Source organism: Janibacter sp. HTCC2649, from assembly GCF_000152705.1.
In the GTDB taxonomy this organism is placed as follows: Bacteria; Actinomycetota; Actinomycetes; order Actinomycetales; family Dermatophilaceae; genus Knoellia.
Map to the genome: position 1 here is coordinate 1,839,900 of NZ_CH672413.1, position 21,360 is coordinate 1,861,259.

Sequence of the window (21,360 nt, forward strand, 5' to 3'; positions counted from 1 at the left end):
GCATGAGTCCACCCCTCGCGGGTGATGCCGCCGAACTCAGGCGAGGCACCGCGTATGCCTTTGCTGCCTATGGCATCTGGGGCCTCTTCCCCCTCTACTTCCATGCGCTCGAGCCGTCCGGTGCGTTCGAGATCCTGGCGCACCGGATCCTGTGGACCTTGCTGTTCTGTGTGGTCGTGCTCGTGGTGCGACGGGACTTCGGGTGGGTGGCCTCGGTCGTCCACCGGCCGAAGCTGCTCGCTGGGCTCACGCTCGCGGCGCTGCTCATCGCGGCGAACTGGGTCGTCTATGTGCTCGCCGTCATCACGGGGCGAACGTATGCCGCCGCCCTGGGCTACTTCCTCAACCCGATCGTGACCGTGGGGCTGGGTGTCTTCGTCCTGCGCGAGCGGCTGCGACCGTTGCAATGGGCCGCGGTGACCGTGGGCGCGGTCGCGGCGGTCTATCTCACGGTGGCGGGCGGCGAGTTCCCGTGGATCGCCGTGACGTTGGCGTTCTCTTTCGCGTTCTACGGGTTGGTGAAGAAGAAGGTCGGGGCGTCGCTGGACGCCATGCACTCGTTGACGGTCGAGACGTTGGTCTTGGCGCCCGTCGCGGTCGGTGTGCTGTTCTGGCTGGCCGCCAAGGGTTCGACGACCTTCGGTGGACACGGCGCGACGCACATGACGTTGCTCGTTGCTGCAGGTGTCGTGACGGCGATCCCGTTGCTGTTCTTTGCTGCTGCTGCCCGGCGCATCCCGCTCGTGACGATCGGGCTGATCCAGTTCCTCACGCCGATGCTGCAACTGCTCATCGGTGTCGTACTCCTCGACGAGCACGTGACCGGCGCCCTGTGGGTCGGCTTCGGGATCGTCTGGATCGCCCTGCTGCTGTTGACCATCGACTCGCTGCGCCAGGGCCAAACCAACCGCCGCAACAACCGCGCCGCGCGAGAGGGCGACCCGACCGAACCCTGCCCCTGACTGCCCCTCCTTCGAAGTGTCCAGTCAGACGCGTGCCCTAGCCCGCACTTGGCTGGACATGGGCGGGACCGGATCAGGAGGCTGCGTAGCGTTGGCGGGCAGCTTCGCCACTGGTCCCGATGGCCTCGCCGACTTCACGCCAGGACAGGTGCGAAGTCCTCAGGTCGCGGGTCGTTGCTCTCGAACTGGTCTGCAAGCTCGTCGGCGTGCGCGATGAGGTCTTTCAGCGAGCGTCGCACCTCGCACGGTTACTTGTCACAAGGAACCTTGCCAACGTTGCTGACCTCTTGAAGCCAGCGGGGCAAGACAGACCGGCGGACTATCAGCTCGCGATCCACATGATCTTGCTGAGCACGAACGACGGCCCTGACTGCCTCAGCTGATAGTCCGCCGGTCGCTGCCCCTCGGGTCAGGGGCCGAGGATGTGGGTCAGGTGGTCGTTGGTGAAGCGGCGGTCGGGGTCGACGCGGTCGCGGACCTGCAGCGCATCGCCGAATCGCGGATAGAGCCGCGCGAAGTCGTCCGCGCCGAGCGTGTGCAGCTTGCCCCAGTGCGGCCGGCCCAAATGCTCGCGCACGATCGCCTCGAACGCCGCGAACACTCCCCCGTCGTCCATCCGGTGGTACTGATGCACTGCGACGTAGGCGTTTTCGCGTTCGTATGCCGTCGACAGCCACACGTCGTCGGCTCCCGTCGAGCGGACCTCGATGGGGAAGGGCAGCGTCACGTCGTGCGTGTCGATCCAGGTGCGCAACGCGGAGATGACGGCGGGCAGGGAAGCGCGCGGGACGGCATACTCGCTCTCTCGGAAGCGGACATCGCGTGAGCTGCAGAAGACCTTCCACGACGTGTCGGTGTATTCCTTCGCACCGAGCACGCGGGCACTGACCTGGTTGAGGCTGGGGACGATGCCGGGCCGAAGCGAAGCGGCACGGTTGAGGGCGCCGAAGACCTTGTTGCTGAGGATGTCCTCGTCGAGTCGCTCGCGCCACGCCGGCTGCGGCTGACCGGGGTCGTCGTCCGAGACTCGTGAATTGCGCTTCAGCAGAACGCGATCCGTGTGCGGGAACCAGTGGAAGTCGACGTGGTCGTACTCTGCCACGAGCTGCTCATAGCCATCGATGACCTCGCCGAGCCGTCCTGGCGTCTCGAGCGCACGCAACCGGAAAGCGGGCACGCACTGGAGCTCGACCTCGGTGACCACACCGAACGCACCGAGCCCCACCCGAGCCGCCTGGAACAGCTCGGGGTCATGCGAATCATCCACGGAGACAACGGATCCGTCGGCCAACACCATTGACAGCCCGGTCACCGCAGCAGCGATGCCCTGGTGGCGCAGGCCGGTGCCATGCGTCCCGGTGGCGATGGCGCCCGCAATGCTCTGCCGGTCGATGTCACCGAGGTTCGGCAGCGCGAGGCCGATCCCATCGAGAATGGGGTTGAGGACGTGCAGCGGCGTCCCGCCAGCGACGCGCACTCGCTGGCGCGCACAGTCGATGCCCCGGATTCCGGACAGGTGGGTCAGCCGCAGAAGGGCCCCATCCGTGGCACACAGCGGCGTGAAGGAGTGGCCCGCACCGACGACCCGAACGCGCTCGCCACGGTCCGCCGAACGCTTCACGACATCAGCGGCCTCGTCGACCGAGCGGGGCTCGAGGACACGAGCCGGCGTCGCACTGACATTGCCGGCCCAGTTGCTCCAGGTCATCCGAAGTTCTGCCCTTCTCCGCGATAGCTCGGCACGGTCTCGACGAGCCGACCCTGCTGGACGAGGTGCACGTGGTCGAACCGTTCGAGCAGCTCCCCTGCCTTGGCCCCGCGCATCCACACGCGATCACCGAGAGCGAGCCCATCAGCGGCCGGCCCCCGCAGTGGAGTCTGCACCTCTCCGGCCGCCTCGGAGCGAATGAGCTTGAGGGCAGCTCCGATCGGGCTGGGAACCCGGGTCCAGCCCGGCTCGCCGCTGGCGACATAACCACCGCTGTATGCCGTGACGATCCCCTTCGCGGGGCGGCGCACCACCGGGAGGGCGTAGGTCATCGCGGGTCGGGGGGCGAAGTCGTCGTAGGCGTCGAAGAGGGTGGGCGCGTAGAGGCCGGAGCCGGCCGCGAACTCGGTGAGGCTGTCGGCGGCGGCGAGCCGTCCGAGGCTCCCGGTGCCGCCACCGTTGACGAAGTCGAGCTCGGTGAGTGCCCGGACCGCCTCGACGAGGGGTCCACGCCGCTCGGCAAGATCGTCGAGCGAGCGCTTCTTGAGGGTCTTGAGGTGGGGCCCGCGGTCAGGCAGTCCGGCGACCTGGGCGTCGTAGAACATGATCCCGACGACGCGCAGTCCGGCATCGAGAGCGGCCCGGGTGACGGCGAGCGCGTCTGCGGGCGTGCGCAGGGGCGAGCGCCGCACGCCGAGGTGAACGCGGCCGATGCGCAGAGAGCAGTCGACGTCGAGAGCGACGCGCAGACCACTGTGCGGGCCGAGCAGGTCTGCCAGGAAGCGCACCTGCTCGACACTGTCGATGGCGACGCTGATCTCGTCGCGCAGGTGCTCGTCCGCCACGACCGTTTGCAACCACTCGCGATCCACGCTGGGGTAGGCCACGAAGACGTCCGTGAATCCCTGGCGCACGAGCCACACGGCCTCGGGCACGGCATACGCCATCACGCCGGCGAAGCCGGGTCGGTCGAGGACGCGACGCAACAGGCTCCGACAACGAACCGACTTGCTCGCGACCCGGATGGGCCGACCGGCGGCGCGGCGGACGAGGTCGTCGGCGTTCGCGTCGAAGGCGTCCTGGTCGACGGTGACGAGAGGTGCCGGAAGCCCGGCGGTCGCCGACTCGAGGGCATCGATGTCGACGAAGGGTTCGTCGCTGCGGCTCATGCGATCCTGCTCTCGGTGGCGCCGCGGAAGGTGCGGCGATAGGCCTGCGGTGAGACCCCTAGCGTGGCAGCACAGTGCTTGCGCAGGGAGGCACCCGTGCCAAGTCCGGCCCGTGTCGCGATGACGTCGACGGTGAGGTCGGTGGTCTCGAGGAGGTGCTGGGCGTGGCGCACCCGCTGCTGCGTCACCCACGCCGCCGGAGTCAGGCCGGTCTCGTGGCGGAAGCGCCGGGCAAAAGTGCGTTCGCTCATGCGAGCACGCCGGGCAAGGTCGGGGACGGAGAGATCGGCGTCGAGGTGCGCCATGGCCCAGGCCCGCGTGCTCGACGTCGAGGCATCGTCCATGACCGGCACGGGACGATCGATGAACTGTGCCTGGCCACCGTCACGCCACGGCGGAACGACGCAGTAGCGGGCTACCTCATTGGCCACGGTGGCGCCGTGGTCACGGCGGATGAGGTGCAGACACAGGTCCACTCCCGCGGAGAGGCCCGCCGAGGTGAGGACATCCCCGTCGTCAACAAAGAGCACATCCTCGTCGAGATCGACCTGCGGGAAGAGGCGGGCAAAGTCCTCCGTGTTCTGCCAGTGGGTCGTGGCCCGGCGGCCATCGAGAAGACCGGCAGCTGCGAGGACGTAGGCGCCGGTGCAGATCGACACGATGCGCGTCCCCGGACGAATCTGCGACAGGGCCCGCTCGAGAGCATCGTCCAGGACGCCCTCATGGCGTGGCCCCGGGGCGCGAGTACCGGGCACGATCACCGTGTCGGCCAACGCCAGGAGCGACGAATCGCCGTGTGGCACAACGGCATACCCCGTCGTCGTCTGCACGGGGCCGCCGTCGAGCGAGGCCATCTCGACGCTGTACAACGGCAGGCCGTCCGTGCCACTGCGGGCGGCGCCCAGGACTGCGGACGGGATGGTCGCGTCGTAGCCGATGAGTGGCTCGAGCAGCAGGACGACGACCTGGTGGCGGGAGGGGACGCCTGGAGTGCGCATGGCTGGATCTTTGCACATTGTGTCGTTTCTGCCACTAGGCATGGGGGTCGGCGGCTGACAGGCTCTCCCTCATGACCGACGACCTCGCGGTGAACCCCGCCGACGCCGAGCCCTACGCCGACGACCCGCCGCGTCGCCCCATCCACCGGGCCTGGATCGTCGCCGGAATCACCTTGGCCGGGCTCGTCGCGGCCGCCGCCTTCCGCTCGTCGACGGGTGTGCTGCTCGAGCCGGTGGAGCAGGAATTCGGCTGGTCGCGCGCGACGACGTCAGGTGCTGTGAGCCTCAACCTCATCGTCTACGGCCTCACCGCGCCGTTCGCGGCCGCCCTCATGGAGCGCTTCGGGGTGCGACGGATCGTCACGATCTCGCTCATCGCCGTCGCGTTGGCCAGCGGGGCCACGACCCTCATGACGTCGGCGTGGCAGCTGTGGGTGCTGTGGGGCTTCGTCATCGGCATCGGCACGGGCTCGATGGCTCTCGTCTTCGGCGCGATCGTCGCCAATCGCTGGTTCGTCTCGCACCGCGGCCTGGTCATGGGCATCTTCTCTGCGGCCAACGCCACCGGTCAGCTCATCTTCCTGCCCGCCATCGCATGGGCCGCCACCCAGCACGGGTGGCGCGCGGCCGCGCTCGTGGTCGCCGGGCTGGCCCTCGTCGTGTCGGTGCTCGTCGGCACCCTCATGGCCGACCGCCCCGCCGCCAAGGGGCTGCTCCCGTTCGGCGCCACCGAGGAATCGGAGCGCGAGGCCGCTGAGGCGGCCCGGGTCGCCGCCGCCGGACCAGTCGTCTCCCCTGCCCGCACGGCCATCGCCGTGCTCGTCCGAGTGAGTCGCACGTGGACCTTCTGGGCCCTGATGCTGACCTTCTGGGTGTGTGGCTGGTCGACGAACGGGCTCATCCAGACGCACTTCATCCCCGCTGCCCATGACCACGGCATGGGGACCCAGACCGCGGCCGGCCTCCTCGCCCTCGTCGGCATCTTCGACATCGCGGGGACCGTCGCCTCGGGGTGGCTCACCGACAAGGTCGACTCGCGCATCCTGCTGGCGATCTACTACGGCGGCCGGGGGCTGTCGCTCCTCGCCATCGACGCCGTCCTCGGGCCGAATGTCCAGCCGTCACTGTGGGTGTTCATCGTCTTCTACGGGCTCGACTGGGTGGCGACCGTCCCGCCCACGGTGGCGCTGTGCCGGCAGCACTTCGGACTGGCCGACTCCGGGATCGTCTTCGGCTGGGTCTTCGCGTCGCACATGGTCGGCGCCGGTGTGGGTGCCTCGATCGCCGGCTGGGTGCGCGAGTCATCGGGCTCCTACAGCTCAGCGTGGCTGTTCGCCTCCGGACTCTGCTTCGCCAGTGTCCTCGTGGCCCTGTCCATCCCGCGCCGGCGTGATCTCATCTCGACTGGTGGGGGCACCTGACACGCACGGGACTCTCGCGGTTTGCTTGACCTCATGTCCTCGGAAGCAGCCACTGCCACGACCAACGGTTCCGAGCACCTGCGAGCCGTCCTGCGAGCCCCGGTCTACGAGGCTGCAGTCGTCAGCCCGCTCGAGGTCATGGAGTCCCTGTCGCAGCGCCTCGGCAACGTCGTCCAGGTCAAGCGCGAGGACCGTCAGCCGATCCACTCGTTCAAGATCCGCGGCGCCTACACGCGCATGCGGGCCCTCTCCCCCGAGGAACGCGCCCGCGGCGTCATCACCGCATCTGCCGGCAACCACGCCCAGGGCGTTGCCCTGTCTGCCTCACTGCTCGGCCTGGGCGCCGTCGTGGTCATGCCCGCGACCACCGCACCCATCAAGGTGGGCGCCGTCCGTGGGCACGGCGCCGAGGTCATCCTCATCGGCGACACGTTCGACGTCGCCCAGGCCGAGGCCCTGCGGCTGGCCGACGAACGCGGACTCACCTACATCGCACCCTTCGACGACCCCCTCGTCATCGCGGGGCAGGGCACGATCGGGCTCGAGCTCATCCAGCAGGACGCACACCTCGACCGCGTCTTCGTCCCGGTCGGCGGTGGCGGGCTCGCGGCCGGAGTCGCAGGCCTCATCAAGAACCTCATGCCCGGCATCAAGGTCATCGGCGTCGAGCCCGAGGACGCCGCCTGCCTCAGTGCCGCTCTCACCGCCGGGCACCCCGTGCAGCTTCCCGAGGTGAGTCGGTTCGCCGAAGGTGTCGCCGTCAAGCAGATCGGCAACCAGACCTTCGCCCTGTGCCAGCGCTACCTCGACGAGGTCATCACGGTCAGCTCCGACGAGATCTGTGCCGCCGTCAAGGACATCTTCGAGGACGTGCGCGCCGTCGCCGAGCCCGCTGGGGCCGTGGCACTTGCTGGACTGAAGAAGTACACCGAAGCACACGGCATACGCGGAGAAAGGTTGGCGCACATCCTTTCTGGAGCGAACGTCCCGTTCGACACGCTGCGCTACATCTCCGAGCGCGCGGAGGTCGGCGAGCACCGCGAGGCGCTGTTCGGTGTGACGATCCCCGACCGCGCGGGGGCATTCCTTGAGTTCGTCGACGTGCTCGCCGGCCGCTCCGTCACGGAGTTCAACTACCGCGCGGACGGCACCGACCTCGCCCGCATCTTCGTCGGCGTCCAGCTCGCCGGCGGCGCTGCCGAGGGTCGCGAGATCCGCGACAACCTCACGGCAGCGGACTACGAGTCCGTCGACCTCTCGCAGGACGACACCGCCAAGACCCACGTGCGCTACATGATTGGCGGTCGGTCACCGGGCGTCGACGAGGAGGTCTACAGTTTCGAGTTCCCCGAGCACCCGGGCGCGCTCAGCCGCTTCCTCACCGAGCTCGGCACGCGCTGGAACATCACGATGTTCCACTACCGCAGCCACGGCACGGACTACGGCCGCGTGCTCTGCGCCTTCGAGGGTGTGCGCGACGACGCCGACTTCGCCGAGCACGTCACGAGCCTGGGCTACCCGTGCCAGGACGTCTCCACATCACCCGCGCTGGCCTACTTCCTCCTTCGCTGACTTACGCCGTGGCGACGTGACCACCTGTTGCCCATACGACCAGTTGGAGGTGGTCGCCCCACGAAATGGTGGTCGCCTCGAGGGCGAGGTCACGAAGCGCGGTGGGTGACCGACGTGGCCAGGGCCAGCAGCGCGGTCTTGGCCTCGCTGTCCGGCAGCCCGACCAAGGCGTCCTGGGCCTGCTCGCCGACCGCGCGGGTCTCGTCGCGGGCCCGCACCAGCGCAGGGTGCGCCCGCAGCAGAGTCAGAGCCTCGGCAAGCTCGGCGTCCCCGGACAGATCCGAGAGCAGCAGCTCCTGAAGCCGCGCATCCTCGGGTGAGGTCGATGCCAGGGCGTGCAGCACGGCAAGCGTCCGCTTGCCCTCGCGCAGATCCATGCCCGGAAGCTTGCCGAGCTCCTCGGCCGAGGACTCGATGTCGATGAGGTCGTCGGCAAGTTGGAAGGCCATACCCAGCCGCTCGCCATAGACGCGCATCGTCTCGATGACATCGTCCTCGCAACCGGCGAACATCGCGCCGTATCGCGCGGCCGTGGCAATGAGCACGCCAGTCTTGTCCTCGAGGACGCGCAAGTAGTAGGCCCCGGAGTCCTCTCCCGCAGGTGCCTGACGGTCGTCGCGGATCTGGCCGGTGCACAGCCGGATGAACGTCTCGGCCTGGATCCGCACGGCCTCCGCTCCCAGCTCGGCGACCAGCGCGGACGCGTGACCGAACAGGAGGTCACCGATGAGGATGGCCGTGGAGTTGCCGTATGCCGCGTTGGCCGTCGGCGTTCCTCGGCGCAGGTCCGCTTCGTCCATCACGTCGTCGTGGTACAGCGAGGCGAGATGGGTCAGCTCGACCGCCGCAGCCGCCGTGACGACCGCGTCGTTGACCCCCTCGCCGAGCTCGGCAGCGAGGATCGTGAGCATCGGCCGGAACCGCTTCCCACCGGCACGAAGCAGGTGGACGTTGGCCTCGGCGATGAACGGGTCGTCATGGTCAATGCGCTCCTCGATGAGGGCCTCGACCCGAGCCAGCCCGTCGGTGAGCCGCTCCTGCAGCCCAGCCGACACCTCGGGCAGCGCGAGCGTCACTGGATGAACTGCGACACCCGACCGGCGAGGTCGAGGATCGGGCCGGGGACGATGCCGAGCACGACGGTGCCGATGGCGCCGACCGTGATGGCGATCGTGGAGGCGATCGACGGAGTCAGGGCAACGACGTCGTCACCCGTCGGCTCGGTGAAGTACATGAGCACGATGAGGCGGAAGTAGACGAAGGCGGTGACTGCCGAGGCGAGGACACCGACGACGACCATGAGGATGCCCGCCATGCCCCCGTGTGAGATGGCCGGAGCGAACACCGCGAACTTCGCGGTGAAGCCCGACGTGAGCGGGATGCCCGCGAAGGCCAGGAGCAGTAGCGCGAAGATGCCCGCGATGACCGGGTGCTTCTTGCCCAGGCCCGCCCACTGCGAGAGGTGGGTCGCCTCGGAGCCGCCGGAGCGGACGAGCGAGACGATGGCGAACGCCGCGATCGTCGCGAGACCGTAGGCCGCGAGGTAGAACATCGTGCCGCTCACGCCGGTCTTGTCGAAGGCGAGGACGCCCACGAGGATGAAGCCCGCGTGCGCGATGGACGAGTAGGCGAGCAGTCGCTTGATGTCGGTCTGGGTCACGGACAGCACCGCGCCGACGACCATCGTGAGGACCGCGATCGCGGCGACGCCGAGGCGCCACTCGAGGCGCGAGGCCTCGACGCCGACGTAGGCCAGGCGCAGGATCGCGCCGAACGCAGCAAGCTTCGTCGCGGCAGCCATGAAGCCGGTGACCGGCGTCGGGGCACCTTGGTAGGCGTCCGGGGTCCACGAGTGGAACGGCACAGCGCCGATCTTGAAGAGCAGACCGATGAGCGCGAGGACGACTCCGGGCAGGAGCAGCCCTTCGTAGGCTCCGTCGGCGGTCGTGATCGCCTGGGCGATCTTCGACAGATCGGACGACCCGGCATACCCGTAGAGCAGGGCCGCACCGAAGAGGAAGAACGCCGACGAGAAGGCGCCCAACAGGAAGTACTTCAGCGACGCCTCCTGCGACAGCAGGCGGCGACGACGCGCCAGACCCGTCAACACGTAGAGCGGCAGGGACAGGACCTCGAGCGCGACGAACATCGTGATGAGGTCGTTCGCGGAGACGAACATGAGCATGCCGAACACGGCGAACAGCGTCAGCGGGAAGGCCTCCGACGTCGCGAAACCCGCGCGGTCAGCGGCGGCCTCAGCAGGGGAGCCCGGCGTTGCCGCACCCATCGGGGTGAAGGCGTCGGCGGACCGGCCACCGAAACGCTCCGACATCGTCAGCACACCCAGGACCGAGAAGATGAGGAGCGTGCCCTGCATGAACAGGGCCGGGCCGTCAATGACGATGGAACCGCCGGCGGTGACCGTCTGGTTGTCGACCGACACGAGCGCGAGCACCGCAAAGGACACGACGATCGCAGCCAGCGCGAGGGACACCTGGATGACGTGACGCTGCGCACGGGGCGCGAAGGCCTCGACGAGGACCCCGACGAGCGCGGCCGCCACGATGATGAGCATCGGCGCGACGGCGCCGTAGTTGACCTCGACAGCCTGGAAGGCCGTCGGCAACGCAGTGGTCAGGGCGGTCACTGGGCACTCCCGGTGGCGTGGGTCGGCGTCGGATCAGTGACACCGACGAGTTGGAGCGTCTGCTTCACGGCGGGGTTGACGAGGTCGAGGACCGGCTTCGGGTAGAACCCGAGCAGCAGGAACGACGCGATGATCGGTGCCACGACGAGCTTCTCGCGCAGCCCGAGGTCACGCGGCTCGGCACCCTCGACGAACTTCGGACGCGGGCCCGTGAAGACGCGCTGATAGGTGAGCAGGATGTAGAGGGCGGCGAGCACGATGCCGATCGTGGCAATGGCAGCGGCCACCTTGTAGCGCTGGAACGTCCCCGTGAGCACGAGGAACTCCGACACGTAGGACGACAGACCCGGCAGCGCCAGGGAGGACAGTCCAGCGATGAAGAACGTCCCGGCGAGCACCGGGGTGACCCGCTGCCAGCCGCCGTAGTCGGCGATGCGCTGCGACCCGTGGCGCGAGATGAGGAACCCGGCGAGCAGGAAGAGTCCGGCCGTCGAGAACCCGTGGTTGATCATGTAGAGCGCCGAGCCGCCGCCGGCCGTCGTCGTCATCGCGAAGATGCCGAGGACGATGAAACCGAAGTGGCTGATCGAGGTGAACGCGATGAGTCGCATGATGTCGCGCGACCCGATGGCGAGTAGCGCGCCGTAGATCACCGAGATGACGGCGAGCGTGATGACGGCCGGGGTCGCCCACTTGGCTGCCTCCGGGAAGAACCCGAGGCAGAAGCGCAGCATCCCGAAGGTGCCGACCTTGTCGAGCACGCCCACCAACAGCACAGCGGTGGCCGGACGCGACTCGGCGGCCGCGTCGGGCAGCCACGTGTGGACCGGCCACATCGGGGCCTTGATCGCGAAGGCGATGAAGAAGCCGATGAACAGCCAGCGCTGGGTCGCGGTGGATCCACCGACGGCACCCTCGAGGGCCTCGTAGAGGAAGCCCTGCTCGCCACCAGGTCCCTGGAAGTACAGGCCGATGACGGCGACGAGCATGATGAGCCCGCCGACGAGCGAGAAGAGGATGAACTTCACGGCGGCGTACTGGCGTCGCGGTCCACCGAACAGCCCGATGAGGAAGTAGACCGGGATGAGCATGGCCTCGAAGAAGACGTAGAACAAGAAGACGTCGCGGGCCGCGAAGACCCCCACCATGAAGGTGAGCAGGATCAGCATCAGCGCGAAGTAGGTCTTCTCCCGCGCCGGGTCCGCATCGTCACCGAGGTCGTTCCACGCAGCCAGCAGGCAGATCGGCGTGAGGATCGCCGCCATGATGATGAGCGAGAGCGCGATCCCGTCGACACCCAGCGCGTAGGAGACCCCAAACTGCGGGATCCACGAGTGGGTCTCGGTCAGCTGGTAGTGATCACCCGACCCGGTGTCGAACCGACCCCAGGCGACGAGCGCCAGCAGCAGGGTCAGCAGCGAGACGCCGAGTGCGATCGGCTTGGCCAACCGCGACGAGGCGGACGGCAGCAGCCAGATGACCGCCGCGCCGACGAGCGGCACGACCATCATGAGCGTGAGCAAGGGCAGGCCGGACATCAGTTCATCACCCACAGTGCTCCGAGAATGGCGACGACACCGGTGAGCATCGTCAAGGCATAGGACCGGGCGTAGCCGGTCTGAAGGCGGCGCAGTCGCGAGGACAGCCCACCGATGGACGCGGCCAACGTGCCGACGAGCCCGTCCACACCCTTGCCGTCAGTGAAGACGAGCGCGCGGGTGAGGTGCGTGCCGGGCCGCATGAACAGGCCCTCGTTGATGGCGTCCTGGTAGAGGTCGGCGCGGGCGGCCTGGGTGACCAGCGAGCCTCGCGGCGCCGTCTTCGGCACCGCGTCGCGCCAGTACAACATCCAGGCGTATGCCGCTCCGCCGGCAACCAGCAGCAGCGTCAGGATCATGATGACCGGGACCGCGAGGACGGGGTGCTCCTCCCCGTGACCACCGACGACCGGTTCGAGCCAGTGGGTGAACATGCCACCCCACGACAGGATGAGGCCGAGCAGGCCGGAGCCCACGGCGAGCACCATCATCGGGATGGTCATGAGGAGCGGCGACTCGTGCGGGTGAGCCGCACGCGACCCGAGCTCCTTGGCCTCTGCCTCGTCGATCCAGCGCTTCTTGCCGTGGAAGGTCATGAAGAACAGGCGCGACATGTAGAAGGCGGTGATCCCGGCGCCGATGAGCGCGATGAACCCGAAGACCCACGGGCGCCAGCCGTCACCGATGAAGGCGGCCTCGATGATCTTGTCCTTGGACCAGAAGCCCGAGAACGGCGGGACGCCGAGGATGGCGAGCCAGCCCAGCCCGAAGGTGATCCACGTAATTTTCATCGCACCCGACAGCCCACCGAAGCGGCGCATGTCGACGTTGTCGTTCATGCCGTGCATGACCGATCCGGCGCCGAGGAACATGCCGGCCTTGAAGAAGCCGTGGGTGATGAGGTGGAAGATCGCGAAGGCGTAACCCACCGGGCCGAGGCCCGCGGCGAGCATCATGTAGCCGATCTGCGACATCGTCGAGGCGGCCAGCGCCTTCTTGATGTCGTCCTTGGCGCAACCGACGATCGCACCGTAGAGCAGCGTGATCGCGCCGACGATGGCCACGGCGAGCTGCGCGTTGGGTGCGGCGTTGAAGATGTCGTGCGAGCGGACGACGAGGTAGACACCGGCGGTGACCATGGTCGCGGCGTGGATGAGCGCCGAGACGGGCGTCGGGCCGGCCATCGCGTCACCGAGCCAGGACTGCAGCGGGAACTGCGCCGACTTGGCACAGGCACCGACGAGCAGGAGCAGGCCGAGGGCGGTCATCGCGGTCGAGCCGGCCTCGCCAGCACCGGCGTGCACCGTGGCGAAGTCCACCGAGCCGAATGTGTAGAACATGAACATGATCGCGATCGACATGCCGACGTCACCGACGCGGTTGACGAAGAACGCCTTGTTGGCCGCGGTCGCATACGCCGGGTTGTGGTTCCAGAACCCGATGAGCAGGTAGGACGCCAGACCCACGCCTTCCCAGCCGACGAACAGCAGGAGGTAGGAGTCGGCGAGGACGAGCAGCAGCATCGACGCGACGAAGAGGTTGAGGTAGGCGAAGAACTTGCGCCGGTTCTCGTCGTGCTCCATGTAGCCGATGGAGTAGACGTGGATGAGCGACCCGACGAACGTGATGAGCAGGACGAAGGCGATCGACAGCTGGTCGATGAGCAGCCCGGTCTCGAGCTGGAACTGACCAGCGGGGACCCAGTTCCACCCCGACACGTGAGCGGCGCGCTCCTCATGGCCGCGACCGACCATCGCGAGGAGCAGGACGAAGCCGAGGACGAAGCTGGCCCAGGACAGTGCCGTGGCGAGGAGGTGTCCCCAGGCGTTGGTGGCCTTGCCACCGAGCAGGAGGAGTCCGGCACCGAAGAGCGGGAACAACACCAGAAGCCAGGCGTATGCCGTGATGCCGGTGGCCGCGGCCACCTCACCTTCCGAGGCGAGCAGTGCGAGGGAATTCACGAGTGCGGCCCCTTAGAGCTTCAGCAGGTTGGCATCGTCGACCGAAGCCGAACGGCGGGCACGGAAGATCGCCATGATGATGGCGAGGCCGACGACGACTTCGGCCGCGGCGACCACCATGACGAACAGGGCGATGACCTGCCCGTCGAGGTTGCCGTGCATGCGGGCGAAGGTGACGAACACGAGGTTCGCGGCGTTGAGCATGAGCTCGACACCCATGAAGACGACGATCGCGTTGCGTCGGGTGAGCACGACGGCTCCGCCGATGACGAACAGCAGCGTCGCGAGGTAGATGTAGTTGATCAGGCTCATCGCGGGTTCTCCGTCGACTCGTCGGTGGTGCCGGCGTCGCGGTCCTCCGCGAGATCACGCTCGATCTCGCGCTCGGCGTCGACCCAGGGTGCGGCGGAGCCGACCTGGTCGCGAGCAGTGAGGACACGCGAGATGGACAGCTCGCTCGGCGAGCCGTCGGGCAGCAGGGCCGGGGTGTCGACCGCGTTGTGGCGGGCGTAGACACCGGGCACGGGCAGGCCGGAGAGGTTCTCTCCGCTGCGGATCCGTCGCTCGCTCCAGGCGCGCTGGTCGGGGCGGGAGCCCAGGCGCTCGCGGTGGGCGAGGACCATCGCGGCCAGGGCGGCCGTGATGAGCAGCGCCGACGTGGCCTCGAAGACCCAGACGTAGCGGCCGAAGATCAGCTCGGCGACGCCGGAGACGTTGCCCTTGTCGGTGTTGATCGCGTCGAGCTTGTTGGCCGGGGCGTCACCGATGGTGATGCGGCCGATGGCTCCCATGAGCAGCGCACCGAGGCCGAGCGTGAGCACGGTGGCCGCGGCCCGCTGGCCCTTGAGGGTCTCGACGATGCTGTCGGACGAGTCGACGCCGACGAGCATGACGACGAAGAGGAAGAGCATCATCACGGCGCCGGTGTAGACGAAGATCTGGATGACGCCGAGGAAGTCCGCACCCTGGGCCAGGTAGAAGACGCCGAGGATGATCATCGTCAGCGCCATGCCGAGCGCGGCGTGGACAGCCTTGCGGGCGAAGATCAGGCCCAGCGCGCCGACGACGGCAAGCGGCGCGAGGACCCAGAAGAGGATCGCTTCTCCGGTGCTGGTCACTTGGCAGCCTCCTGCGTCGCAGCCTGCGCGGCCTTCGCGTGGTGCTCCTCGACCCATTCCTTCTGGGTGGGAGTGGCCTCCGAGACCTTGCCGAGGTAGTAGTCGCGCTCTTCCATGCCGGTCACCATCGGGTGGGGCGCAGGCGCCATGCCGCCCTGGAGCGGAGCCAGCAGCTGCTCCTTGGTGAAGATGAGGTCGGCGCGGTTGTTGTCGGCGAGCTCGTACTCGTTGGTCATCGTCAGGGCGCGCGTCGGGCAGGCCTCGATGCACAGGCCGCAGAAGATGCAGCGCAGGTAGTTGATCTGGTAGACGCGGCCGTAGCGCTCGCCCGGCGAGAACCGCTGCCCGGAAGCGTCGTCGTTGTTGGCGCCCTCGACGAGGATCGCGTCCGCGGGGCAGGCCCACGCACACAGCTCGCAGCCGACGCACTTCTCGAGACCGTCGGGGTGACGGTTGAGCTGGTGGCGGCCGTGGAAGCGCTGCGCCGTCGGGCGCTTCACCTCGGGGTACTCGGTCGTGGCGACCTTGCGGAACATCGTCGCGAAGGTCACCCCGAACCCACCCACGGGGGCGAAGATGTCCGAGAAGAATCCCGCCTTCTTCTTTTCGTCAGCCACGAGGGGCCTCCTTGTCGGTGGTCACATCAGGCGTCAGGGGGTCAGCCTCGGGCAGTGCAGGTGCGCCGACCCGAGCGGTCTCGCGCAGGCGCTGGCCGGGCATCGGCGGCACGGGATAGCCACCGGCATACGGATCGATCTCTTCTGGCTGAGCCACCGCCGCTGCTGCTTCTTTGGCGATGGCCCGGCTGTCCCACCACCAACCGAACGCCAGGGCGCCAATGGCGACCAGGCCGACGATGGCCAGCGACGAGTAGGGGAAGCGGCGACCCGCGAGGTCGAGGGCTCCGTCACCGAACCAGCCGTTCTGCGCACCGCGGAAGAACGCGACGAGCACGACCCAGCCGAGCGTGGCAGGGATGAGGAACTTCCAGCCGAAGCGCATGAACTGGTCGTAGCGGGTTCGCGGCAGGGAGCCACGCAGCCACACGAAGAAGAACATGAACATCCAGAGCTTGGCGGTGAACCAGAGCAGGCCCCACCAGCCCTCGTTGAACATGCCGTCGTTGATCGCGGCGATGCCAGGAGGTGCCTGCCAGCCACCGAGGAACATCGTCGTGGCCAGCGCGGAGACGGTGAACATGTTGATGTACTCGCCGAGGAAGAACATGGCAAAGCGCATCGAGCCGTACTCGGTGTGGAACCCACCGGTGAGCTCGCCCTCGCCCTCGGCCAGGTCGAACGGGAGGCGGTTGGTCTCGCCGACCATCGTGATGACGTAGACGAAGAAGCTGAAGAACGCCGGGATGATGTACCAGATGCTGTGCTGCGAGCTCACGATCTGCGAGGTCGACATCGAGCCGCTGTAGAGGAACACGGCGACCAGCGAGAGGCCCATCGCGATCTCGTAGGAGATCATCTGCGCGGAGCTGCGCAGACCACCCATGAGCGGGTAGGGCGAGCCCGAGGACCAGCCAGCGAGCACGACGCCGTAGATGCCGATGCCGGCGATCGCCAGGACGAACAGCACCGAGATCGACGAGTCCGCGAGCTGCAGCGGCGTCGTGTGGCCGAACATCGTGACCTCGCCGCCGAGCGGGATGATCGCGAAGCCGATGAAGCACATCGTCGCCGTGATGAGCGGGGCGAGCGTGAAGACGAACCGGTCGGCCTTGGCCGGGGTGACGTCCTCCTTGAGCATCGCCTTCATGCCGTCGGCGAGGGTCTGGAGCAGACCGAACGGACCGTTGCGGTTGGGGCCCGGACGCTGCTGCATGCGACCGATGACGCGTCGCTCGAACCAGATGACCATCAGTGTCGACACGAGGAGGTAGACGAAGATGATCACTGCCTTGATGAGCGAGATCCACCACGGCGTGTCCGAGAAGTCGGCCTTCGGGTTGTCCTTGCCTTCGGCAACAAGCGTGTGTATGCCGGTCAGCCCAAGATCCGACATTGCTGTCGCTGCCGTGTTGGTCGCTTCGTGAAGGGTCGCAAGGGTCAACAGCGTGCTCATTCGGAAACCACCTTGTCCTGCTTGGTGACGGAGACGCGGATGGCCGGTGCGTCCGCGAGCGTGCCCCGAAGGTCACACCCGGCGGAGTTGGTCGGGAGCCAGACGACGTGGTCGGCCATCTGGGTGACCGTGACGGGCACGGTGACGGTCGAGTCGCCGGCGACGACGGTGACCGTGTCGCCATCGATCACGCCGAGCGAGTCGGCGGTCGTCGCCGAGACCTTGGCAGTCGCCTTGGCTGCGGTGCCCGCGAGGAACGGCTCGCCGTCCTGGAGCTGACCCTTGTCGAGCAGGTGACGCCAGGTCGCGAGGACCAGGTGACCGTCGACGGCGCTCGGCACCTCACCGGCGTCAACCTGCGGAGGCGCGGGCCTGTTCTCCTGACGTCCGGGGCCGATGCGCTCCATCTCGGAGCGGACCTCGGCGACGGTGCGGGTTCCGAGGAACTCGCCCATCTCGTCGGCGATCATGTCGAGCGCGCGGTGGTCGCTGACGTAGCCGCTCTCGAGCGCCTGCTGGAAGGTGCGCACGCGCCCCTCCCAGTCGACGAACATGCCGGCCTTCTCGGCGTGTGCCGCGACGGGCAGGACCACGTCGGCGACTGCGGTGACTGCCGACTCACGGATCTCGAGGGAGACGACGAAGGTCGACTCGAACGCCGTGATGGCGTCGGCGCGACCGAAGTCGAGCGGGTCGACACCTCCGACGACGAGCGCACCGATCTTGCCGGTGCGGGCACCTTCGAGGATCGCAGCGGCGTCACGACCGGGAGCGTCGGGAAGTCCGACGACACCCCAGGCGGAAGCAACCTCGGCGCGAGCCGATGCGTCGCTGACGGAACGCCCACCGGGGAGCAGCGTCGGGAAGGCACCGGCCTCGAGGGCACCGCGCTCCCCCGCACGACGCGGGATCCACGCGAGGCGGGCACCCGTCGTCTCGGCGAGGCGGGCGGCAGCAGTCAGGGCGCCGGGGACGGTGGCGAGGCGTTCACCGACGAGGATGATTGCGCCCTCGCCGCGCAGCGCTTCGGCGGCGGCCCGGACAGTGTCGGGGCCGTCACCGGCAGCGCCGCTGGCCGAGCCCTTGCCGAGGGCCTCGAGGACCTCGGGCTCGGTTCCCGGCGCAGCCGGGATGAGGTGACCGGAGACCTTGGTGAGACCGCGGGTCGCGACGGGCGACACGGCATACACGGCGGTCTTGCTCTTGCGCGATGCCTTGCGCAGGCGCAGGAAGACGATCGGGCTCTCGTCCTCGGGCTCAAAGCCAGCGAGGACAACGGTTTTCGCGTTCTCGAGGTCCGTGTAGGTGACCGCCCCGGTCTCGGGTGAGGTCAGGGCGACATTGGACGCGAGGAACTCCGCCTCCTCGGCCGAGTGCGGGCGGGCGCGGAAGTCGACGTCGTTCGTGCCGAGCACGGTGCGCGCGAACTTGCCGTAGGCGTAGGCATCCTCGGCGCTGACGCGACCGCCGACGAGCACACCAGCGCTGGAGGCCTTCTTGAGACCGGCAGCGGCGACCTCGAGGGCCTCACGCCAGGAGGCGACACGGAGTTCGCCGTCCTCACGGACCAGCGGGAGCTCGATGCGGTCGGGGAGGGTGGCGTACTGGAAGGCCCAGCGGCCCTTGTCGCAGTTCCACTCCTCGTTGACCAGCGGCTCGTTGGCGGCCATGCGACGCAGGACGGTGCCACGACGGTGGTCGGTGCGGGTGGAGCAACCAGCGGCGCAGTGCTCGCAGACGCTGGGTGTGGAGACGAGGTCGAACGGGCGGGCCCGGAAGCGGTAGGCCGCACCCGTGAGCGCTCCGACCGGGCAGATCTGGACGGTGTTGCCCGAGAAGTAGGACTCGAACGGCTTCTCCTCGTAGATGCCGACCTGCTGGAGGGCGCCACGCTCGACGAGGGCGATGAACGGGTCACCGGCGACCTGCTCCGAGAAGCGGGTGCAGCGTGCGCACAGAACACAGCGCTCGCGGTCGAGGAGAACCTGGCTCGAGATGTTGATCGGCTTCGGGTAGGTGCGCTTGATGTCCTCGAAGCGGCTGACCGGGCGGCCACTGCTCATCGCCTGGTTCTGCAGGGGGCACTCGCCACCCTTGTCGCAGACCGGGCAGTCGAGCGGGTGGTTGATGAGGAGCAGCTCCATGACACCGTGCTGCGCCTTCTCGGCGACCGGCGAGGTGTGCTGCGTCTTGACCTCCATGCCGGGTGAGACCGTCATGGTGCACGAGGCCTGCGGCTTCGGCATCGGGCGGAGCGTTCCGTCCGGGCCGGGGGTCGCCACGTCGACGAGGCACTGGCGGCAGGCGCCGACCGGCTCGAGCAACGGGTGGTCGCAGAAGCGCGGGATCTCGATCCCGACCTCTTCGGCCGCCCGGATGACGAGGGTGTTCTTGGGGACGGAGACGTCGATGCCGTCGATGGTGAGAGCCACCATCTCGACGGCCGGCTTCTCTCCGGCTTCGCTGCCGGACTTGTCTGCTGCGTTTTTCGAGATCACAGTCATGCCGTCACGCGGTCCTTGTGGAAGAGCGTCGACTCGCTGGAGTCGAAGGGGCAGGATCCTTCAGTCAGGTGGGCGATGAATTCCTCGCGGAAGTACTGGATCGAGCTCGTGATCGGGCTCGTCGCACCGTCACCCAGGGCGCAGAAGCTGCGACCGAGGATGTTGTCGCAGATGTCGAGGAGCTTGTCGAGGTCCTCCTCGGAACCCTGACCGTGCTCGAGACGACCGAGGATCTGCTTGAGCCACCACGTGCCCTCACGGCACGGGGTGCACTTGCCGCACGACTCATGCTTGTAGAAGTCGGTCCAGCGGTCGACGGCGCGCACGACACAGGTCGTCTCGTCGAAGATCTGCAGGGCACGGGTTCCGAGCATGGAACCGGCCGCAGCGACCGACTCGAAGTCGAGCGGGGTGTCGAGGTGCTCGGCCGTGAAGAGCGGGGTCGAGGAGCCACCGGGCGTCCAGAACTTCAGCGCCTTCTCGGGGTCGCGCATGCCACCGGCCATGTCGAGCAGCTCGCGCAGGGTGATGCCGAGCGGGGCTTCGTACTGGCCCGGGTGCTTGACGTGGCCCGAGAGGCTGAAGATGCCGAAGCCCTGGGACTTCTCGGTGCCCATGTCGCTGAACCAGTCGGCGCCGTGGAGAAAAATAGGTGGGATGGACGCGATACTTTCCACGTTGTTGACGACGGTCGGGCGCGCGTAGAGACCGGCGACGGCCGGGAACGGCGGCTTGAGTCGCGGTTGGCCACGACGACCCTCGAGGCTGTCGAGGAGCGCGGTCTCCTCACCACAGATGTAGGCGCCAGCGCCGGCGTGGACGGTGATGTCGAGGTCGAAACCCGAGCCGTGGATGTTCTTGCCCAGGTGACCCGCGGCATACGCCTCCTCGACCGCGCGCAGGAGGCGACGGTAGACGTGGACGACCTCGCCGCGCAGGTAGATGAAGGCGTGGTTGCAGCCGATGGCGTAGGACGTGATGACGCAGCCCTCGATGAGGAACTGCGGCGCCGCCATCATGAGCGGGATGTCCTTGCAGGTGCCCGGCTCGGACTCGTCGGCGTTGACGACGAGGTAGCGGGGTCCGCCGTCCGGCGGCGGGAGGAAGCCCCACTTCATGCCGGTGGGGAAGCCTGCACCACCACGACCACGCAGACCGGAGTCCTTGGTCATCTGGACGAGGTCGGCGGGCGGGGTCGCGAGAGCCTTCTTGAGGGCCTTGTAGCCGTCGTTGTTCTCGTAGGTCTCGAGAGTCCAGCTCTGCGGGTCGTCCCAGAACTTCGTGAGGATCGGCGTCAGCGTGGTGCTCATGCGTCTTCGCCCTTCTTCTTGCGGTCGAGCGCGTTGGTGAATCCTGCGGCGGTCGCGGCTTCCTCGTCACGGAACCACACCTCGGCCCTGGTGCGGCCGTACCAAGGGGACTTCGGCGTGTGGAAGAGCATCGAGTTGGCGTTGCCCTTGATGTCCCAGCCCGCGGGGCCGGAACCATCGGCCGCGGCGTCGGCCGTGCCGTCCCCGAACGACGAGGTCTTGAACCCGGCCGGAGCCGCGCCGCCGGTCTGCGCGGTGGCGCCCTGGGACGCCGGCGATGCCGGGGTTCCCGTCAGGGGTGCGTCGCCCTTGGGCTCGGCCTCTGCGGTCGAGGATCCGTCGTCAAAGAGGGTGGCTTCCTCGGCTTGTGGCGCCGGTG

16 protein-coding genes are annotated in these 21,360 nt (G+C 68.0%); 3 read left to right on the top strand and 13 right to left on the bottom strand.

Features of this window, described 5'->3' with window-relative positions:
* Positions 1–2: 2 nt before the first annotated feature.
* Positions 3–962: an EamA family transporter RarD gene (rarD, locus tag JNB_RS08785; protein ID WP_009776088.1), complete on the top strand. Its 960-nt coding sequence runs from the start codon at positions 3–5 to the stop codon at positions 960–962.
* Positions 963–1,371: 409 nt separating this feature from the next.
* On the opposite strand, the gene JNB_RS08795 is transcribed toward rarD, so the two are convergent.
* Genes JNB_RS08795 through JNB_RS08805 form a run of 3 tightly spaced genes read right to left on the bottom strand, consistent with a single transcriptional unit; the run spans position 1,372 to position 4,837 of the window.
* Positions 1,372–2,670: a D-arabinono-1,4-lactone oxidase gene (locus JNB_RS08795; protein WP_009776090.1), complete on the bottom strand. Its 1,299-nt coding sequence runs from the start codon at positions 2,668–2,670 to the stop codon at positions 1,372–1,374.
* The gene (locus tag JNB_RS08800) at positions 2,667–3,839 is read right to left on the bottom strand and encodes an amino acid deaminase/aldolase (RefSeq protein WP_009776091.1); all 1,173 of its coding nucleotides are present in this window, start codon (positions 3,837–3,839) and stop codon (positions 2,667–2,669) included. The genes JNB_RS08795 and JNB_RS08800 overlap by 4 nt, the downstream gene beginning before the upstream one ends.
* Positions 3,836–4,837: a GlxA family transcriptional regulator gene (locus JNB_RS08805; protein ID WP_009776092.1), complete on the bottom strand. Its 1,002-nt coding sequence runs from the start codon at positions 4,835–4,837 to the stop codon at positions 3,836–3,838. Before JNB_RS08805 ends, JNB_RS08800 begins: the two co-directional genes overlap by 4 nt.
* Positions 4,838–4,908: 71 nt before the next feature.
* Here JNB_RS08805 and JNB_RS08810 point away from each other — a divergent pair, with 71 nt between their 5' ends.
* On the top strand, positions 4,909–6,258 hold the full coding sequence (locus JNB_RS08810) for an MFS transporter (protein ID WP_009776093.1): 1,350 nt from the start codon (positions 4,909–4,911) through the stop codon (positions 6,256–6,258).
* A 33-nt stretch (positions 6,259–6,291) separates the two neighbouring features.
* Entirely contained in the window at positions 6,292–7,830 is a 1,539-nt protein-coding gene (gene ilvA / locus JNB_RS08815; protein ID WP_009776094.1) for a threonine ammonia-lyase, biosynthetic, read from the top strand.
* Positions 7,831–7,919: 89 nt separating this feature from the next.
* Here ilvA and JNB_RS08820 read toward each other — a convergent pair whose 3' ends face one another.
* The 10 genes from JNB_RS08820 to nuoF are packed head-to-tail and all read right to left on the bottom strand — an operon-like array spanning position 7,920 to position 20,981.
* On the bottom strand, positions 7,920–8,906 hold the full coding sequence (locus JNB_RS08820; protein ID WP_009776095.1) for a polyprenyl synthetase family protein: 987 nt from the start codon (positions 8,904–8,906) through the stop codon (positions 7,920–7,922).
* The gene (gene nuoN / locus JNB_RS08825) at positions 8,903–10,477 is read right to left on the bottom strand and encodes an NADH-quinone oxidoreductase subunit NuoN (RefSeq protein WP_009776096.1); all 1,575 of its coding nucleotides are present in this window, start codon (positions 10,475–10,477) and stop codon (positions 8,903–8,905) included. The genes JNB_RS08820 and nuoN overlap by 4 nt, the downstream gene beginning before the upstream one ends.
* A complete protein-coding gene (locus tag JNB_RS08830; protein ID WP_009776097.1) occupies positions 10,474–12,015 on the bottom strand; it encodes an NADH-quinone oxidoreductase subunit M in 1,542 nt (513 codons plus the stop codon). The genes nuoN and JNB_RS08830 overlap by 4 nt, the downstream gene beginning before the upstream one ends.
* Positions 12,015–13,976: an NADH-quinone oxidoreductase subunit L gene (gene nuoL, locus JNB_RS08835; protein WP_009776098.1), complete on the bottom strand. Its 1,962-nt coding sequence runs from the start codon at positions 13,974–13,976 to the stop codon at positions 12,015–12,017. The genes JNB_RS08830 and nuoL overlap by 1 nt, the downstream gene beginning before the upstream one ends.
* A 12-nt stretch (positions 13,977–13,988) precedes the next feature.
* Positions 13,989–14,288, bottom strand: a complete 300-nt coding sequence (gene nuoK, locus JNB_RS08840; RefSeq protein WP_009776099.1) for an NADH-quinone oxidoreductase subunit NuoK — start codon at positions 14,286–14,288, stop codon at positions 13,989–13,991.
* Positions 14,285–15,094, bottom strand: coding sequence for an NADH-quinone oxidoreductase subunit J (locus JNB_RS08845; protein WP_009776100.1), 810 nt, complete (start codon positions 15,092–15,094; stop codon positions 14,285–14,287). Before JNB_RS08845 ends, nuoK begins: the two co-directional genes overlap by 4 nt.
* Positions 15,091–15,711 carry an NADH-quinone oxidoreductase subunit NuoI gene (gene nuoI / locus JNB_RS08850; protein ID WP_009776101.1) on the bottom strand — a complete coding sequence of 207 codons (621 nt, stop codon included), beginning with the start codon at positions 15,709–15,711 and terminating at the stop codon, positions 15,091–15,093. Before nuoI ends, JNB_RS08845 begins: the two co-directional genes overlap by 4 nt.
* Positions 15,704–17,107: an NADH-quinone oxidoreductase subunit NuoH gene (nuoH, locus tag JNB_RS08855; RefSeq protein WP_040884480.1), complete on the bottom strand. Its 1,404-nt coding sequence runs from the start codon at positions 17,105–17,107 to the stop codon at positions 15,704–15,706. The genes nuoI and nuoH overlap by 8 nt, the downstream gene beginning before the upstream one ends.
* A 56-nt stretch (positions 17,108–17,163) precedes the next feature.
* On the bottom strand, positions 17,164–19,671 hold the full coding sequence (locus tag JNB_RS08860; RefSeq protein ID WP_009776103.1) for an NADH-quinone oxidoreductase subunit G: 2,508 nt from the start codon (positions 19,669–19,671) through the stop codon (positions 17,164–17,166).
* The gene (nuoF, locus tag JNB_RS08865; RefSeq protein ID WP_009776104.1) at positions 19,668–20,981 is read right to left on the bottom strand and encodes an NADH-quinone oxidoreductase subunit NuoF; all 1,314 of its coding nucleotides are present in this window, start codon (positions 20,979–20,981) and stop codon (positions 19,668–19,670) included. Before nuoF ends, JNB_RS08860 begins: the two co-directional genes overlap by 4 nt.
* Positions 20,982–21,360 lie beyond the last annotated feature (379 nt).

Coding starts and splice junctions, on each gene's coding strand:
- rarD (WP_009776088.1), top strand. CDS start 3: ATGAGTCCACCCCTCGCGGGTGATGCCGCCGAACTCAGGCGAGGCACC.
- JNB_RS08795 (WP_009776090.1), bottom strand. CDS start 2,670: ATGACCTGGAGCAACTGGGCCGGCAATGTCAGTGCGACGCCGGCTCGT.
- JNB_RS08800 (WP_009776091.1), bottom strand. CDS start 3,839: ATGAGCCGCAGCGACGAACCCTTCGTCGACATCGATGCCCTCGAGTCG.
- JNB_RS08805 (WP_009776092.1), bottom strand. CDS start 4,837: ATGCGCACTCCAGGCGTCCCCTCCCGCCACCAGGTCGTCGTCCTGCTG.
- JNB_RS08810 (WP_009776093.1), top strand. CDS start 4,909: ATGACCGACGACCTCGCGGTGAACCCCGCCGACGCCGAGCCCTACGCC.
- ilvA (WP_009776094.1), top strand. CDS start 6,292: ATGTCCTCGGAAGCAGCCACTGCCACGACCAACGGTTCCGAGCACCTG.
- JNB_RS08830 (WP_009776097.1), bottom strand. CDS start 12,015: ATGTCCGGCCTGCCCTTGCTCACGCTCATGATGGTCGTGCCGCTCGTC.
- nuoK (WP_009776099.1), bottom strand. CDS start 14,288: ATGAGCCTGATCAACTACATCTACCTCGCGACGCTGCTGTTCGTCATC.
- nuoH (WP_040884480.1), bottom strand. CDS start 17,107: ATGTCGGATCTTGGGCTGACCGGCATACACACGCTTGTTGCCGAAGGC.
- JNB_RS08860 (WP_009776103.1), bottom strand. CDS start 19,671: ATGACTGTGATCTCGAAAAACGCAGCAGACAAGTCCGGCAGCGAAGCC.
- nuoF (WP_009776104.1), bottom strand. CDS start 20,981: ATGAGCACCACGCTGACGCCGATCCTCACGAAGTTCTGGGACGACCCG.